This window comes from Burkholderia sp. PR2 (genome assembly GCF_052372875.1).
Lineage (GTDB): Bacteria > Pseudomonadota > Gammaproteobacteria > Burkholderiales > Burkholderiaceae > Burkholderia > Burkholderia diffusa.
Genome location: NZ_JBQRWH010000001.1, coordinates 1,658,799 through 1,675,031 on the forward strand (window position 1 = coordinate 1,658,799; position 16,233 = coordinate 1,675,031).

Consider the following 16,233-nt stretch of genomic DNA (forward strand, 5'->3'; position numbering starts at 1 on the left):
TGGGGGGCCCGCGCAGCCGTGTCAGGCGCCCCGCGCAAACTCCGCCGCCGCCTGCCCGGCCGCCGTGCCGGATGCCCACGCCCACTGGAAGTTGTAGCCGCCGAGCCAGCCCGTCACGTCCACCGCCTCGCCGATGAAGAACAGCCCCGGCACCCGCGCGCTCATCATCGTCGCCGACGACAGTTCGCGCGTATCGACGCCGCCCTTCGTCACCTCGGCCTTCTTGTAGCCCTCGGTGCCGTTCGGCGTCAGCGTCCAGCCGGACAGCGCATCGCCGATCTGACGCAGCATCTTGTCGGGCAGGTCCGCGAGCCGCGCGTCCGCCGCGACGCGATGCGTGTCGAGCCAGACGTGAGCGAGGCGCGACGGCACCCAGTCCGCGAGCAGCGAACCGATCTGGCGCTTCGACGTGCGCTTCGCGTCGAGCAGGTCGGCCACCACGTCGCGCTGCGGCAGCAGGTCGATGCGGATCGGGTCGCCGGATTGCCAATAGCTGGAAATCTGCAGGATGCCGGGGCCCGACAAGCCCCGATGGGTCAGCAGCAGATCCTCGACGAATTCGCCGCCGTGCTTCTTGTCGCCGGTCGACACGCGCACTTCGAGCGACACGCCGGACAGCGCCGCGAACGGCTCCCAGTCCCGCTGCGCAAAGGTGAGCGGCACGAGCGCGGGCCGCGTATCGACGAGCTTGTGGCCGAACTGCTTCGCGAGCCGGTAGCCGAAGTCGGTCGCGCCGATCTTCGGGATCGACAGTCCGCCGGTGGCGACGATCAGCGCGCGTGCGCGGATCGACCCCGCCTGCTGCGTGTCGAGCGTGAAGCCGTCGGCCGGCGCGTGGCGCACCGCGTCGACGGCCACCGGCCGGCGCCAGGCAATCCCGCCCGCATCGCATTCGTGCTTCAGCATGTCGATGATCGCGTCGCTGCCGTGATCGCAAAAGAGCTGCCCCTTGTGCTTTTCGTGCCAGGTGACGTGATGGCGCTTGAGCAGCCCGAGGAAGTCGCGCGGCGTGTAGCGCGCAAGCGCCGAGCGCGCGAAATGCGGATTCGACGACAGATAATTGTCGGGGCCCGCATGGAGATTCGTGAAGTTGCAGCGGCCGCCGCCCGAGATGCGGATTTTCTCGGCGAGCCGCGGCGCGTGGTCGATCAGCACCACGCGGCGGCCGAGTTGCCCGGCGACTGCGGCGCTCATCATCCCGGCGGCGCCCGCGCCGATCACGGCGATATCGTAAGTTTCCATGGCGCGGATTGTACCTGCCTGGCCGCGCACCCGTGCCGCACCCCAGCGGCGGCGGGCCCTCGCCTGCTATAATTTGCGGTTACGTTTACCTTCGTGCGGCGCGCTCGACGCAGCTCGCACCGCCTCTACCCATGCTCGTTCTCGGCATCGAAAGCTCCTGCGACGAAACCGGCCTCGCGCTCTACGACACGCAGCGCGGCCTGCTCGCGCATGCGCTTCATTCGCAGATCGCGATGCACCGCGAATACGGCGGCGTCGTACCCGAGCTCGCATCGCGCGACCACATCCGCCGCGCGCTGCCGCTGCTCGAGGAAGTCATGGCGCAAAGCGGCACGCGCCGCGAGGACATCGACGCGATCGCATTCACTCAAGGCCCCGGCCTGGCCGGCGCGCTGCTGGTCGGCGCGAGCATCGCGAATGCGCTCGCGCTGGCATGGAACAAGCCGACCGTCGGCATCCATCACCTCGAAGGCCACCTGCTGTCCCCGCTGCTCGTCGACGAACCGCCGCCGTTCCCGTTCATCGCGCTGCTGGTGTCGGGCGGCCACACGCAGCTGATGCGCGTGACCGATGTCGGCGTGTACGAGACGCTCGGCGAGACGCTCGACGACGCGGCCGGCGAAGCATTCGACAAGACGGCGAAGCTGATCGGCCTCGGCTACCCGGGCGGCCCGGAAGTGTCGAAGCTCGCGGAAACGGGCACGCCGGGCGCCGTCGTGCTGCCGCGCCCGATGCTCCATTCGGGCGATCTCGACTTCAGCTTCAGCGGCCTGAAGACGGCCGTGCTCACGCAGATGAAGAAGTTCGAGGCGGCAAAACTCGAAGGCGAAGCGCTCGAACGCGCGAAGGCCGATCTCGCGCGCGGCTTCGTCGATGCGGCCGTCGACGTGCTCGTCGCGAAGTCGCTCGCCGCACTCAAGAAGACGAAGCTCAAGCGCCTCGTCGTGGCGGGTGGCGTCGGCGCGAACCGCCAGTTGCGGGCCGCGCTGTCGGCCGCCGCGACCAAGCGCGGCTTCGACGTGCACTATCCGGATCTTGCGCTCTGCACCGACAACGGCGCGATGATCGCGCTTGCCGGCGCATTGCGGCTCGGCCGCTGGCCCGAGCAGGCGAACGCCGACTACGCGTTCACGGTGAAACCGCGCTGGGATCTCGCGTCGCTCGCGCGCTGATTCGCACGACGCACCGGCACGCACCGGACATCACCAGCCAAAACACAAAGGCCGCTCGATCGAGCGGCCTTTTCCGTTACAGCGGCACAACGTCACGCAGCGTGCCGCTTGTCGCGTTCGATCAGCGCATACGCGCTGTGATTGTGGATCGACTCGAAGTTCTCGGCTTCGAGCACGTAGGCGACGACGCGGTCATCCGCATCGAGACGCTGCGCGACGTCGCGCACCAGATCCTCGACGAACTTCGGATTTTCGTACGCACGCTCCGTGACGAACTTCTCGTCCGGACGCTTCAGCAAGCCCCACAGCTCGCACGACGCTTCTTCTTCCGCGATGCGGATCAGCGCCTCGACCGGCAGGTCGGCCGCAAGCTCGGCGTCGATCGTCACGTGCGAGCGCTGGTTGTGCGCACCGTACTGCGAGATCTTCTTCGAGCACGGGCACAGGCTCGTCACCGGCACGAGCACCTTCAGGAACAGGCGCGCTTCGCCGTTGCGGCTTTCGCCCGCGAGCGTCACTTCATAGTCGAGCAGGCTCTGCACGCCCGACACCGGTGCCGTCTTGTTCACGAAGTACGGGAACGTGACCTCGATGCGGCCGGCCTCGGCTTCCAGCTTCTCGAGCATCGACGCGAGCATCGCACGGAAGCGCTCGACCGTCAGCGGCGCACGATTCTCCTCGAGCAGCGCGACGAAGCGCGACATGTGCGTGCCCTTCTGATCGGCAGGCAGGCGCACGTCGAGATTCCAGACGCCGATGGTCGGCTGCACGTCGCCGCTCTCGGTGCACACCGTCAACGGATGCCGGACCGCCTTCACGCCCACGCGCTGAATCGGAATCTGGCGGGTATCCACCGTGCTCTGCACGTCGGGCATCACGAAGGCGGGATTCATCTGGTTCATCTTTTTCAATCCTTGTAAGCCGCGCGTCCGACGACGCGCACGCCGCGTCATGCGGCAGCCGGAAAAGCAACATGGGCCCGCAGGCCCATGTTTTCCGCATCAATGTAGACCGGTTGCGCCAGTCGCACCGACGCCGCCCGCAGGCGGCGCCAGCTTATGCGACGCGCTTGGCCTGACCGGCGACATCGGCCGCCGCGTTGAGGAAGCGTTCGCGAATCGATTTCGCGATGCCCGCGCCGTCGAGGCCGCATTGCGACAACAGCTTTGCGTGGTCGCCGTGATCGACGAACTGGTCAGGGAGGCCCAATTGTAGTACGGGTCGGATAACCCCACTCTCCATCAGGGCTTCCACGCAGGCCGAGCCCGCGCCGCCCATCACACAACCTTCCTCGACCGTGACAAGGTAGTCGTGCGTCTCGGCGAGTTCGCGCACGAGCGCGGCATCGACCGGCTTCACGAAGCGCATGTTCGCGACCGTTGCATCGAGCTCCTCGCCTGCCACAAGCGACGGCGCAACCATCGTGCCGAACGCGAGGATCGCGACGCGCTTGCCTTCCGGCTGCGACGTGCGGCGACGCACTTCACCCTTGCCGAGCGGAATTTCGGTGAATTCCTTCACCGTCGCCACGCCCGTGCCCGCGCCGCGCGGATAACGCACCGCAGTCGGGTTCGGCTGCTGAAGCGCCGTGTGCAGCATCTGGCGGCACTCGTTCTCGTCGGACGCGGCCATGATCGTCATGTTCGGAATGCAGCGCATGAAGGCGAGATCGTACGCGCCCGCGTGCGTCGCACCGTCCGCGCCGACGAGGCCCGCGCGGTCGATCGCGAACACGACCGGCAGGTTCTGCAGCGCGACGTCGTGGATCAGCTGGTCGTACGCACGCTGCAGGAACGTCGAGTAGATCGCGACAACGGGCTTCAGCCCTTCGGTCGCGAGGCCGCCGGCGAACGTCACCGCGTGCTGCTCGGCGATGCCGACGTCGTAGTAGCGATCCTTGAAGCGCTTCTCGAACTCGACCATGCCCGACCCTTCGCGCATCGCGGGCGTGATGCCGACGACGCGCGAATCGCGCTCGGCTTCATCGCACAGCCATTCGCCGAACACCTGCGTGTATGTCTTCTTCGCGGGCGTGGCCGACGGCTTGATGCCTTCTGCCGGGTTGAACTTGCCGGGGCCGTGGTAGAGCACGGGATCGGCTTCGGCGAGCTTGTAGCCCTGGCCTTTCTTCGTCACCACGTGCAGGAATTGCGGGCCGCGCAGTTCGCGGATGTTCTGCAGCGTCGGGATCAGCGAATCGAGATCGTGACCGTCGATCGGGCCGATGTAGTTGAAGCCGAACTCTTCGAACAGCGTGGCCGGCACGACCATGCCCTTCGCGTGCTCCTCGAGCTTGCGCGCGAGTTCGAGCACCGGCGGCGCGACGCTCAGCACGCGCTCGACGCCCGCACGCGCGGCCGCGTAGAAGCGGCCCGACATCAGGCGTGCGAGATGGCGGTTCAGCGCGCCGACCGGCGGCGAAATCGACATGTCGTTGTCGTTGAGGATCACGAGCAGCTTCGCATCCTCCGACACGCCCGCGTTGTTCATCGCCTCGAATGCCATGCCAGCCGTCATCGCGCCGTCGCCGATCACCGCGATCGAGAAGCGGTCGTCGCCGTTCAGCTGGCTGCCGATCGCCATCCCGAGCGCCGCCGAGATCGACGTGCTCGAATGCGCGGTGCCGAACGTGTCGTATTCGGACTCGCTGCGGCGCGGGAAACCCGAGATGCCCCCGTACTGGCGCAGCGAATGCATCTGGTCGCGGCGGCCCGTCAGGATCTTGTGCGGGTAGGTCTGGTGACCCACGTCCCAGACGATCCGGTCGTTCGGCGTGTTGAACACGTAGTGCAACGCGATCGTCAGCTCGACCGTCCCGAGGTTGGACGACAGATGGCCGCCCGTCTTCGACACGCTGTCGAGCACGAACGCGCGCAGTTCATCCGCGAGCGGTTGGAGTTGGCGACGATCGAGGCGGCGCAGATCCGCCGGGTCGTCGATGGTTTTCAGCAAGTCGTACATCGTCGTTCCATTGTAGGAAATCAAACGCGCCCGCATTCTATTGCACGCACCGTAGCGTGTGCGCAGCGGCGGGCTTCGCGTCAGCTGACCCGGTTCACCACCAGGTCGGCAAGTTCGGCGAGACGCTGTGCGCGTGCGCCGAACGGTTTCAGCGCATCGTGCGCTTCGGCGCGCAGCTGGGCCGCGAGCTCACGCGATGCGTCGAGGCCGAGGATCGATACGTAGGTCGGCTTGTCGTTCGCCGCATCCTTGCCTGCCGTCTTGCCGAGCGTCGCCGAATCGGTCGTGACGTCGAGAATGTCGTCGACGACCTGGAAGGCCAGACCCACGGCGCCCGCGTAAACGTCGAGCGCGGCCATCGCTTCCGCCGACGGCGTGTCGCCGGCCAGCGCGCCCATCCGCACGGCGGCACGCAGCAGCGCGCCCGTCTTCATCCGGTGCATCGTCTCGAGCTGTTCGCGCGTCAGCTTGAGGCCGACGCTCGCCAGGTCGATCGCTTGCCCGCCGGCCATGCCGATCGAGCCGCTCGCCAGCGCCAGCTCGCGCACGAGCGCAGCCTGCTGCACCGGAGTCAGTGCCACGGCGTCGGTCAGCGCGACGAATGCCTGCGACTGCAGCGCATCGCCGACCAGCAACGCCGTCGGCTCGTCATACTGCACGTGCACGGTCGGCTTGCCGCGTCGCAGCGCGTCGTCGTCCATGCACGGCATGTCGTCGTGCACGAGCGAGTAAACGTGGATCATCTCCAGCGCCGCCGCCGCTGCGTTGCGCGCCGCTTCGGTCGCGCCGGTCAGTTCGCCTGCTGCATGGCACAGCAGCGGGCGAACGCGTTTGCCGCCGCCGAGGACCGCGTAACGCATCGCTTCGTGAAGCTGCGTGGGCACCACATTATCAGCCGGCAAATAGTGGCCGAGTGCGTCCTCGACGCGGTCGAGCACGGACCGCATCCATTGTTCGAATGTCATAGATCGTCGTCTTCGCCGTCCGTGGCGGCCGTGCCGGACGAAAGCGGCTTCAGGGTCGCGCCGTCCAGCACGCGAACCTGCTGCTCCACTTTCTCGAGCTGCTGTTGGCAAAACGCAACGAGGGTCGCACCGCGGCGATACGCCGCCAGCGAATCCTCGAGGCTCAACGCGCCGCCTTCCATCCGTGCAACCAGCGTCTCGAGTTCCGCGAGCGCCATCTCATAATTGTCCGGCAACGGTTCGGTGCCATTGCCGGGCGGCGTGGCGCCTGGGGATGCGGTTTTCGCCATGGACGAGGGTGTCAAATTTCAAAACAAGTCGGACATTCTACGGCAAAAGAGAATTCTCCGATCTGCCGACGTGGGCAGCCCGGCACATCTTCCGGCCCCATCTTCGACACACGGGGTGCGCACCCCGATTGTCTCCCGACAAAAAATTGACACAAATCAGGCACTTAATCCTAGCCTTGCGAGGCGAACCGGGTATAATTCCCCGTTTCCCTAAATCGATTTTTCGATGGTTGGGTTGTTCACTGCTTTCACGCTAACACCGGGAGTGGGAATGTCCAATCTGAGCGATGCGCTTCAGTTGAAGTCGGCCCACAGCCAGCTTCCAGTCACTGCATATTTCGATGAGGCGCTCCTTGAGCGCGAGATCGAAACCCTCTTCAAGAAAGGACCTCGTTACGTCGGGCACGAATTGATGGTGCCCGAGGCGGGGGATTATTTTGCGCTGCCGTCCGAGATGGAAGGTCGCGTGCTGGTCCGCAACCCGGCGAACCAGATCGAACTGCTGTCGAACGTGTGCCGTCATCGGCAGGCGATCATGCTGAACGGGCGCGGCCACACGCAGAACATCGTGTGTCCGCTGCACCGCTGGACGTACGATCTGGAAGGCCAGTTGCTCGGCGCGCCGCACTTCCCCGACAAGCCGTGCCTGAACCTCGGCAAGAGCCCGCTGCAGAACTGGCAGGGGCTGCTGTTCGAGGCCGAAGGCCGCAACGTCGCGCGCGATCTCGCGAACCTCGGCACGAAGCATCACTTCGACTTCTCCGAGTATCACTTCGATCACGTCGAAGTGCACGAGTGCGATTACAACTGGAAGACGTTCATCGAGGTCTACCTCGAGGATTATCACGTCGTCCCGTTCCACCCGGGCCTCGGCAGCTTCGTGTCGTGCGACGATCTCAAATGGGAGTTCGGCGACTGGTACAGCGTGCAGACGGTCGGCGTGCACAACGCCCTCGCGAAACCGGGCAGCGCGACCTACCAGAAGTGGCACGAGCAGGTGCTCAAGTTCCGCAACGGCGTGCCGCCGGAGTTCGGCGCGATCTGGATGGTCTACTACCCGGGCCTGATGATCGAGTGGTATCCGCACGTGCTCGTCGTGTCGTGGCTGATTCCGCGCGGGCCGCAGAAGACGACCAACATCGTCGAGTTCTATTACCCCGAGGAAATCGCGTTGTTCGAACGCGAGTTCGTCGAGGCCGAGCGCGCAGCCTATATGGAAACGGCCATCGAGGACGACGAAATTGCGATGCGGATGGACGCGGGTCGCCGCGCACTGATGGCGCGCGGCGAATCGCAGGTCGGGCCATACCAGAGCCCGATGGAAGACGGCATGCAGCACTTCCACGAGTTCCTGCGCCGCCACCTCGGCGACATCTGACCGCGCGCGGCGCGCCAGCGCCGCATGGCATTCGGCATATCAAAAGACGGGTTTCGGCCCGTCTTTTTTTGTTTAGACTTGGAGTATCAGGCCGTTTGCACTCCAGGGAGCCGTCATGCCACACACCCACTACACCACGCTCATCTCCGCAGCCAATCTCGCCGAGCGGCTGGCCGCGGCGCCGGGCAGCGTCGCCGTGTTCGACTGCCGCTTCGACCTCGTCGATCCGGGCGCAGGCGAAGCCGCCTATGCGGCCGGCCATATCCCCGGCGCGCAGTATCTCCATCTCGACCGCGACCTGTCCGGCCGCAAGACCGGCACCAACGGGCGCCATCCGCTGCCGACCCGCGACGCATTCGCGACGCTGATCGCCAGCCGCGGCGTCAAGCAGGGCCAGCAGGTCATCGCCTATGACGCACAAGGCGGCGCCTATGCGGCGCGGCTTTGGTGGCTGCTGCGCTGGCTCGGGCACGATTCCGTCGCGCTGCTCGACGGCGGCCTGCAGGCGTGGGAAGCGGCCGGCCAGCCGCTGACCACCGACGTGCCGCATCCGGCCGCCGGCGACTTCCGCGCGACGACCCCGCTCGAATCGACGGTCGACGCGGCAGCCGTGCTCGCGAACGTGACGTCGGCCACGCGCGTCGTGATCGATGCGCGCGCACCGGATCGCTATCGCGGCGAAAACGAAACGATCGATCGTGTCGGCGGCCACATTCCCGGCGCACGCAACCGGTTCTTCAAGGACAACCTGGCCGCCGACGGCCGCTTCAAGACCGGCCATGAGCTGCGCGAGACATTCACCACGCTGCTGGCCGGCACCGAACCGAACAGCGTGATCCTGCAATGCGGGTCCGGCGTGACCGCATGCCACAACGCGCTCGCGCTCGAAATCGCGGGGCTGCATGGCGCGTCGCTGTATCCGGGCTCGTGGAGCGAATGGAGCGCCGATCCGTCGCGTCCGATCGCGACCGGCCCGAACCCGTAAGCACCTGCGCGGCGCGACGACAAGGCGGCGGCATCTGCCGCCTTGTCGTTCACATCACGCCGTACTTGTGGAACCACTCGATCGCGCGCTTCCAGCCGTCCTCGGCGTCGCCCTTCACGTAACTCGGCCGATAATCGGCGAAGAACGCGTGGCCGGCATCCGGATACACGACGATCTCCGATTGACGCGCGAGCTTCGAATCGCTCGTCTGGATTGCCTTGCGCATGTCCGCGAGCGACGCCTGCGTGATGTTCGTGTCCTTCTCGCCGTACAGCCCGAGCACGGGTACCTTCAGCAACGACGCATGATCGACCGGATTGAACGGCGTCATCTCGTCGGTCGTGCCCTCGACGAACCCGTACCATGCGACGGCCGCGCGCACGTGCGGATTATGCTCCGCGTACAGCCACGCCTGGCGGCCGCCCCAGCAGAACCCCGTCACGCCGAGACGCGACAGGTCACCGCCGTTCTTGCCGGCCCACGCGACGGTCGCATCGAGATCCTCGGTGACCTGCCGGTCAGGCACCTTGCTGATGATGTTGTCGAAAAGCTCCTTCATCGTCGGATACTTCGACGCATTGCCCTGGCGCGCGAACAGGTCCGGCGTGATCGCCAGATAGCCGAGCTTCGCGAAGCGGCGGCAGACGTCGGCGATATGCGCATGCACGCCGAAGATCTCGTGGATCACGATGACGACCGGCAGGTTCGTCTTGTCGACCGGCTGCGCGCGATACGCGGGGATGCTCGCGTCGCCCGAGCGGATCTCGATGGTGTCGACGTCCAGCCCGGTGCTGTCGGTCGTGATCGTCTGCGCCGACACGGGCAGCACGGCCGCCGCGAAGGTGCCGCCCAGCGCGGCCTGCATGAACTTGCGGCGCGAGAACGGAACGTGGGGAACCAGGCTGTCGACTTCGGGTTTCAACATGAATGCACTCCTCGATTGGGCACCGCCGTCGCGGCCAGGGACTCGACCCGGCGTCATGCCGGCGGACGGCGCGGATGTCGCGGCGGTTGGCACCCCGCCGCAAGCGGAAACCCGGACAAGATGCCCAATAATCCGTTGTCGCGTCAACTGTCAGATGTGTAAGACTCGATTACGACGGTGTCATGCGGTGGCATCCAACGGTATCGACAACCGCGGCGCCCCGGCCCGGCAAGTCCATGCGGGGCACGCATGTGGCGAGCGCCGTCGCGCGCTCGAATGTCCACGGATTGAAACGAAACGATGCGCAATAAACAGGCCGGTGCGCGAATCCGGGGTCAACCGCACTTGAAACGACAACGGGCAGTAGACGCGCTCGATACGCGTTCCCTGCCCGTCGGAGCACGAACCGTGAGGTCAGTGCAGCTTGACGCGCGGCAGCGTCGTGCGGCGCAGCCAGTGCGCGAACGTATCGAGCATCATGCGCGGATAGCCGTGCAGCGCCGCGATGTGCAGGCGGTACAGCGACATATACATGAAGCGCGCGAACAGCCCTTCGATCAGCATGTTGCCGCCGATCAGGCCGCCCATCAGGTTGCCGACCGCGCTGAAGTGACCGAGCGACACGAGCGAACCGAAATCGCGATATGTGAACTCGGGCAGCTGACGTCCGTCGAGCCGGCAGCCGATCGCCTTCAGCAGAAAGCTCGCCTGCTGGTGCGCGGCCTGTGCACGCGGCGGCACGTTGCGCTCGTTGCCGGGCCATACGCATGCCGCGCAATCGCCGAGTGCGAAGACGTTGTCGTCGGTGAAGGTCTGCAGTGTGCGACGCACGTCGAGCTGGCCGAGCTTGTTGACCTGCAGGCCGTCAAGATTCGACAGCACGGACGGCGCCTTGATGCCGGCCGCCCAGACCGTGAGATCCGCGCGCACCGACTTGCCGCTCGCGGTATGCACGAAACCCGGCGCGACCTCGGTCACGCGCTCCGCAAGCATCAATCGCACGCCGAGCTTTTCGAGCAACTCGGCCGTTGCGGTCGATACGCGTTCCTGCAGCGCAGGCAGAATCCGCGGCCCCGATTCGATCAGCACGATGCCGACGTCGTGCTGCGGGTCGAGCTTGTGCAGCCCATAGACGGACAGCACCTGCGCGGTGTTGCGCAGTTCCGCGGACAGCTCGACGCCCGTCGCGCCACCGCCGACGATCACCACCTGGATGCGCGGCTCGTCCGGCGCTCCCGGTGCGGGCTGCGCCGGCGCCTGGTGCTCGGCGCGCATGCACGCGGCGATCAGGCGCTTGCGGAAGCGCTCGGCCTCGCCGACCGTATCGAGCGCAATCGCGTTTTCGGCCGCGCCCTGCACGCCGAAGAAATGCGTCGTGCTGCCGATCGCGATCACGAGCGTGTCGTATTCCAGGTCGCGCGCCGGCAGCAGCTCCTCGCCATCGCTGTCGTTGACGGGCGACAGTGTGATGCGCTTCGCCGCGCGATCGAGCGAGGTCAGCTCGCCCTGCTGAAACTCGAAGCCATGCCAGCGCGCCTGCGCCGCGTATTCGAGTTCCTGCGTGAACGGGTCCATGCTGCCGGCCGCGACCTCGTGCAGCAATGGCTTCCAGATGTGGGTCGGATTGCGGTCGACGAGCGTGACAAGCGCACGCGCGGGACGATTGCCGCGCGCGCTGTAACGATCGCCGAGCCGCGTCGCCAGTTCCAGGCCGCCCGCGCCTCCGCCTACGATGATGATCCGATGCATCCGATTCCCCCTTTGCGATTCGAAACTGCTGCCGCCGGACGATGCAGACGCAATGCGTTCGCGCCGCCCGCTGGATTAACCGGTTCGGACATCATCGATGTGCAGTTCGAAACACTTCGATGCGCCGATCCCGGAACGCGGGGCGCGCTGCCCCCGCGACAATGACCTGACTGACATGCATTGTCCGGGAGCTTGCGCGTTGACCACAAGCAAACCATCTCGATATTCAGCATCCCTGCAACAATATGCCGCGGGACGCGGGAATCACGCTGGGGTGCGTCAGTGTGCCTCTTCCCAGTTCGCGCCGGCACCCACTTCAGCGACCAGCGGCACCTTCAGCTTCGCCACGCCGCACATCATTTCCGGCAGTTTCTCGCGCACGAGCGACAGTTCGTCGTCGGGCACCTCGAGCACCAGTTCGTCGTGCACCTGCATGATCATCCGCGATGCGAGGTGGTCGCGCGTGAGCCAGTCGTCCACCGCGATCATCGACAGCTTGATCAGGTCGGCAGCCGTGCCCTGCATCGGTGCATTGATGGCCGCACGTTCAGCGGCCTGACGGCGCGGGCCGTTGCCGCCGTTGATCTCCGGCAGCCACAGGCGGCGGCCAAAAACGGTTTCGACGTAGCCCTTTTCCTTCGCGGCCGCACGCGTGTCCTCCATGTACTGCGCGACGCCCGGGTAGCGCGCGAAATAGCGGTCGATGTACAGCTTCGCCGCATCGCGCGTGATGCCGAGGTTCGACGCGAGGCCGAACGCGCTCATCCCGTAGATGAGCCCGAAGTTGATCACCTTCGCGATCCGGCGCTGGTCGGAGTTGACTTCCAGCGGCGTCACGCCGAACACTTCGGCGGCCGTTGCGCGGTGGATGTCCTCGCCCTGCGAGAACGCGCGCAGCAGCGACGCGTCGCCCGAAATGTGCGCCATGATCCGCAGTTCGATCTGTGAATAGTCGGCCGACACGATGCGGTGACCCGGCGATGCGATGAACGCCTCGCGGATCCGCCGGCCCTCGGCCGTGCGCACCGGAATGTTCTGAAGATTGGGATCGTTCGACGCAAGGCGACCCGTTACCGCGACGGCCTGCGCGTAGTTCGTGTGCACGCGGCCCGTTGCGGGATTCACCATGCGCGGCAGCTTGTCGGTGTAGGTCGACTTCAGCTTCGACAGCCCGCGATGCTCGAGCAGCAGCTTCGGCAGCGGGTAATCCTCGGCCAGCTTCTGCAGCACTTCTTCGTCGGTCGACGGGGCGCCGCTCGGCGTCTTCTTCACGACCGGCAACTGCAGCTTCTCGAAGAAGATCTGCCCGATCTGCTTCGGCGAGCCGAGATTGAATTCGCCGCCGGCCAGTTCGTACGCCTGCCCTTCGAGCTCGATGAGACGCGTCGCGATCTCGCTGCTTTGCGCCTGCAGCAGTGCGTCGTCGATGAGCACGCCGGTGCGCTCCATCTTGCGCAGCACGAGCGACACCGGCATCTCGATCTCGCGATACACACGCTCGAGGCCCGGTTCGCGCGCAACCTGCGGATACAGCGCATGATGAAGCTGCAGCGTGATGTCCGCATCTTCGGCGGCGTACGCGGCGGCCTGCTCGAGCGCCACTTCGTCGAAGCCGATCTGCTTCGCGCCCTTGCCGGCCACGTCTTCATACTTGATCGTCTTGACGCCCAGATGACGCAACGCGAGGCTGTCCATGTCGTGCGTGCGGTGCGATTCGAGCACGTACGATTCGAGCATCGTGTCGTGCTCGATACCGTTCAGCGCGATGTCGTAGTTCGCGAGCACCTGCGCGTCGTACTTCAGGTGTTGGCCCACCTTCTTGCGGTCGGCCGATTCGAGCCACGGCTTCAGGCGCGCGAGCACGTCGTCGATCGGCAACTGCTCGGGAAGATCGGGGCCGCGGTGCGCGACCGGAAGATACGCGGCCTTGCCCGGCTCGATCGAAAACGACAGGCCGACGAGCCGCGCGGTCATCGGATCAAGCGAGGTCGTTTCGGTGTCGAACGCGGTCAGTGCGGCCGCGTCGATCTTCGCGAACCATGCATCGAACTGTTCCCAGGTCTGGATCGTGTCGTATTCGCGGACGATGTCCGCCGCGACCACCTGTGCCGGCTCGCCTTCCGGCGCGTCGGCGCCGCCGCCTTCGGCGGGCGCGCTGTCGACTTCGCGCAGCCACGTCTTGAAGCCATAGCGCGCGAAGATGTCGCGCAGCAGGTCGCGTGCTTCGCCGTCGCTCTTCAGCGACGCTTCGATCGATTCGAGATGCGGTGCGAGATCGCAGGCCGTGTCGACGGTCACGAGCTTGCGGCCGAGCGGCAGGAAGTCGAGCGCGCGGCGCAGGTTGTCGCCGACCACGCCCTTGATCTCGCTCGCGTGTTCGATCACGCCGTCGAGGCTGTCGTATTGCGACAACCATTTCACGGCTGTCTTCGGCCCGCATTTCTCGACGCCGGGCACGTTGTCGACGGTGTCGCCGATCAACGCGAGATAGTCGATGATCCGCTCGGGCGGCACGCCGAACTTCTGGATCACGCCGCCGCGATCGAGCGTCTCGTTGGTCATCGTGTTGACGAGCGTGACGTGATCGGTGACGAGCTGCGCGAGGTCCTTGTCGCCGGTCGACACGATCACGTTCATCCCGTGCCGCTCGGCTTCGCGCGCGAGCGTGCCGATCACGTCGTCGGCCTCGACGCCCTCGACCATCAGCAGCGGCCAGCCGAGCGCACGTACCGCGCCGTGAATCGGCTCGACCTGCAGTGCAAGATCGGGCGGCATCGACGGACGGTTTGCCTTATAGTCGGCATAAAGGTCGTCACGGAACGTCTTGCCCTTTGCATCGAACACGCAAGCGCTATACTCTGCACTGACTTCCTTGCGCATACGGCGCAGCATGTTGATGATTCCGTAGAGCGCTCCGGTCGGCTCCCCGCCAGGGCCACGCAAATCAGGCATCGCATGGTAAGCCCGATACAGATAGCTCGAACCGTCAACCAATAGCAGGGTCTTACCTTCCAGATTTCGTTCTTCAGGCATTATGAACAAGAGAAAAGTGATTCCGAGTCTGCGTTCGCTCGCAGATCAAGAACGCGCGACGGCCAAGAAGGCGCGCGCATCGTGGCAGATGTTCACGATTATGGCAGAGTTTATCGAGGCGACCGAGTACCTGTCGGAGATCCGACCGGCCGTCAGCATCTACGGTTCTGCCCGTCTCAAGCCCGACACGCCGCACTACAAGCTGGCCGTGCAGATCGCGCGCAAGCTGTCCGACGCCGGCTTCGCCGTGATCTCCGGCGGCGGCCCCGGCATCATGGAAGCCGCGAACAAGGGTGCGCACGCCGGCAAGGCGCCGTCGGTCGGCTTGAACATCGAGTTGCCGCACGAGCAGGCGGGCAACCACTACCAGGACATCTCGCTGCGCTTCCGCCACTTCTTCACGCGCAAGGTAACGTTCGTGAAGAACTCCGACGCGGTGATCGTGATGCCGGGCGGCTTCGGCACGCTCGACGAACTGTCCGAGGTGCTCACGCTGATCCAGACGAAGAAGTCGCGCCTCGTGCCGATCATTCTCGTGGGTAGCACGTTCTGGCAGGGGCTGCTGCAATGGTTCCGCGACCAGCTGATTCCGATGGGCCTCATCAATCCGGAAGACATGGATCTGATGCAGGTGATCGACGATCCCGACCAGGTGCTCGACGCCGTGCTCGCGTTCTACGAGGACAGCGGCGAGGAAGAAGGCGCGGACGGCGAAGACCATCCGCCGCGGCCCGAAGAAGACCGCATGTTCTATCTGTAATTCGATCGGTGCGATGGCCGGCCTCGCGGCCGGCGTCGCGTCTCCCGCGCGGCAGGCACGGTAATTCCGCCACCCGTCGCGCGTCATTTTGTAACGCCGTATTAATCCCGCCGCGCAGCCGCGCGCCGGCGAATGTCAAATCCGGGCAGCCTGCATCGCGCAATGCGGTCGACGCCTCCCATGCGTGGCCCGCCATTGTCAAATCATGCAGCCTGTCATCGATCCGGCCGGCGCATCTGACGTCAATCCGACGTAACAAACCCGTCTCGCCTTTTTCGCGTGGCGCCTGCACACTGCATCTCGTCGGCGTGGCGTCCCCCGGTGGAACGATCCCCCCTCGCGTCCATCGCGTCGCGCCGGCCTTTTGACAACGACATCACGGAAAACAACATGAAACGCTCGCTGATCGCCCTCGCCTTCGCCGGCCTCGGTCTTTCGCTGTCCGGCCTCGCCCAAGCCGTCAACGTCGACGTCAACATCGGCACGCCCGCGCCGGTCGTCGTCGCGCCCGCGCCTGTCGTGGTCGCTCCGGGGCCTGCGGTCGTGATCGGCTGGCACGGCGATCGTTACTGGGACGGCCGCCGCTACTGGGAGCGTCGCGAGTGGGAAGATCATCAGCGCCATCGCGGTCACGGCGGCTACCATTGCCCGCCGGGACACGCGAAGAAGGGTGAGTGCTGAGCATCTGAGTGCGGGGTCGATCGGGGTCGCGCACCGCAGGACAAAGAACAAGGCCGCACGTGAACGAAAGTTCGCGTGCGGCCTTTGTCGTT

13 protein-coding genes are annotated in these 16,233 nt (G+C 65.7%); 5 read left to right on the top strand and 8 right to left on the bottom strand.

Annotated features, from left to right (window positions below):
* Nucleotides 1-21: 21 nt before the first annotated feature.
* Complete coding sequence (locus ACT2FV_RS07200) at nucleotides 22-1,251, bottom strand: NAD(P)/FAD-dependent oxidoreductase (protein WP_444503907.1); 1,230 nt, start codon at nucleotides 1,249-1,251, stop codon at nucleotides 22-24.
* A gap of 122 nt (nucleotides 1,252-1,373) precedes the next feature.
* Between ACT2FV_RS07200 and tsaD the strand changes: the two genes are divergently transcribed.
* A complete protein-coding gene (gene tsaD / locus ACT2FV_RS07205) occupies nucleotides 1,374-2,414 on the top strand; it encodes a tRNA (adenosine(37)-N6)-threonylcarbamoyltransferase complex transferase subunit TsaD (protein ID WP_151048552.1) in 1,041 nt (346 codons plus the stop codon).
* A gap of 92 nt (nucleotides 2,415-2,506) precedes the next feature.
* Here the strand turns inward: tsaD and folE2 are convergent, their stop codons facing one another.
* The 4 genes from folE2 to ACT2FV_RS07225 form a co-directional block, all read right to left on the bottom strand.
* Nucleotides 2,507-3,316 (bottom strand): GTP cyclohydrolase FolE2, encoded by an 810-nt coding sequence (gene folE2, locus ACT2FV_RS07210; RefSeq protein ID WP_444503532.1) that lies wholly within the window; start codon nucleotides 3,314-3,316, stop codon nucleotides 2,507-2,509.
* A 154-nt stretch (nucleotides 3,317-3,470) separates the two neighbouring features.
* Nucleotides 3,471-5,375 (bottom strand): 1-deoxy-D-xylulose-5-phosphate synthase, encoded by a 1,905-nt coding sequence (gene dxs, locus ACT2FV_RS07215; protein WP_059601729.1) that lies wholly within the window; start codon nucleotides 5,373-5,375, stop codon nucleotides 3,471-3,473.
* Nucleotides 5,376-5,455: 80 nt separating this feature from the next.
* A complete protein-coding gene (locus ACT2FV_RS07220) occupies nucleotides 5,456-6,340 on the bottom strand; it encodes a polyprenyl synthetase family protein (RefSeq protein WP_059601727.1) in 885 nt (294 codons plus the stop codon).
* Nucleotides 6,337-6,630 (bottom strand): exodeoxyribonuclease VII small subunit, encoded by a 294-nt coding sequence (locus tag ACT2FV_RS07225; protein ID WP_006479428.1) that lies wholly within the window; start codon nucleotides 6,628-6,630, stop codon nucleotides 6,337-6,339. The genes ACT2FV_RS07220 and ACT2FV_RS07225 overlap by 4 nt, the downstream gene beginning before the upstream one ends.
* A 271-nt stretch (nucleotides 6,631-6,901) precedes the next feature.
* Here ACT2FV_RS07225 and ACT2FV_RS07230 point away from each other — a divergent pair, with 271 nt between their 5' ends.
* Both ACT2FV_RS07230 and ACT2FV_RS07235 read left to right on the top strand, forming a co-directional pair.
* A complete protein-coding gene (locus ACT2FV_RS07230) occupies nucleotides 6,902-8,008 on the top strand; it encodes an aromatic ring-hydroxylating oxygenase subunit alpha (RefSeq protein ID WP_059601725.1) in 1,107 nt (368 codons plus the stop codon).
* A 115-nt stretch (nucleotides 8,009-8,123) separates the two neighbouring features.
* A complete protein-coding gene (locus ACT2FV_RS07235; protein WP_124906248.1) occupies nucleotides 8,124-8,993 on the top strand; it encodes a sulfurtransferase in 870 nt (289 codons plus the stop codon).
* 49 nt (nucleotides 8,994-9,042) lie between these two features.
* On the opposite strand, the gene ACT2FV_RS07240 is transcribed toward ACT2FV_RS07235, so the two are convergent.
* From ACT2FV_RS07240 to polA, 3 genes are all read right to left on the bottom strand, one after another.
* A complete protein-coding gene (locus ACT2FV_RS07240) occupies nucleotides 9,043-9,918 on the bottom strand; it encodes a dienelactone hydrolase family protein (RefSeq protein WP_444503533.1) in 876 nt (291 codons plus the stop codon).
* 414 nt (nucleotides 9,919-10,332) lie between these two features.
* Nucleotides 10,333-11,667, bottom strand: coding sequence for an NAD(P)/FAD-dependent oxidoreductase (locus tag ACT2FV_RS07245; RefSeq protein WP_059601719.1), 1,335 nt, complete (start codon nucleotides 11,665-11,667; stop codon nucleotides 10,333-10,335).
* A 279-nt stretch (nucleotides 11,668-11,946) separates the two neighbouring features.
* Nucleotides 11,947-14,700 (bottom strand): DNA polymerase I, encoded by a 2,754-nt coding sequence (polA, locus tag ACT2FV_RS07250; RefSeq protein WP_444503534.1) that lies wholly within the window; start codon nucleotides 14,698-14,700, stop codon nucleotides 11,947-11,949.
* A gap of 1 nt (nucleotide 14,701) precedes the next feature.
* Here polA and ACT2FV_RS07255 point away from each other — a divergent pair, with 1 nt between their 5' ends.
* Complete coding sequence (locus ACT2FV_RS07255; RefSeq protein WP_059601715.1) at nucleotides 14,702-15,460, top strand: LOG family protein; 759 nt, start codon at nucleotides 14,702-14,704, stop codon at nucleotides 15,458-15,460.
* Between the two features lie 390 nt (nucleotides 15,461-15,850).
* On the top strand, nucleotides 15,851-16,141 hold the full coding sequence (locus ACT2FV_RS07260) for a hypothetical protein (RefSeq protein ID WP_124621246.1): 291 nt from the start codon (nucleotides 15,851-15,853) through the stop codon (nucleotides 16,139-16,141).
* Nucleotides 16,142-16,233 lie beyond the last annotated feature (92 nt).

Bases quoted from the DNA above. Each gene is read 5' to 3' on its own strand.
- ACT2FV_RS07230 (WP_059601725.1), top strand. From the start codon at position 6,902: ATGTCCAATCTGAGCGATGCGCTTCAGTTGAAGTCGGCCCACAGCCAG.
- ACT2FV_RS07220 (WP_059601727.1), bottom strand. From the start codon at position 6,340: ATGACATTCGAACAATGGATGCGGTCCGTGCTCGACCGCGTCGAGGAC.
- ACT2FV_RS07260 (WP_124621246.1), top strand. From the start codon at position 15,851: ATGAAACGCTCGCTGATCGCCCTCGCCTTCGCCGGCCTCGGTCTTTCG.
- ACT2FV_RS07245 (WP_059601719.1), bottom strand. From the start codon at position 11,667: ATGCATCGGATCATCATCGTAGGCGGAGGCGCGGGCGGCCTGGAACTG.
- folE2 (WP_444503532.1), bottom strand. From the start codon at position 3,316: ATGAACCAGATGAATCCCGCCTTCGTGATGCCCGACGTGCAGAGCACG.
- ACT2FV_RS07235 (WP_124906248.1), top strand. From the start codon at position 8,124: ATGCCACACACCCACTACACCACGCTCATCTCCGCAGCCAATCTCGCC.
- ACT2FV_RS07225 (WP_006479428.1), bottom strand. From the start codon at position 6,630: ATGGCGAAAACCGCATCCCCAGGCGCCACGCCGCCCGGCAATGGCACC.
- tsaD (WP_151048552.1), top strand. From the start codon at position 1,374: ATGCTCGTTCTCGGCATCGAAAGCTCCTGCGACGAAACCGGCCTCGCG.
- dxs (WP_059601729.1), bottom strand. From the start codon at position 5,375: ATGTACGACTTGCTGAAAACCATCGACGACCCGGCGGATCTGCGCCGC.
- polA (WP_444503534.1), bottom strand. From the start codon at position 14,700: ATGCCTGAAGAACGAAATCTGGAAGGTAAGACCCTGCTATTGGTTGAC.
- ACT2FV_RS07240 (WP_444503533.1), bottom strand. From the start codon at position 9,918: ATGTTGAAACCCGAAGTCGACAGCCTGGTTCCCCACGTTCCGTTCTCG.
- ACT2FV_RS07255 (WP_059601715.1), top strand. From the start codon at position 14,702: ATGAACAAGAGAAAAGTGATTCCGAGTCTGCGTTCGCTCGCAGATCAA.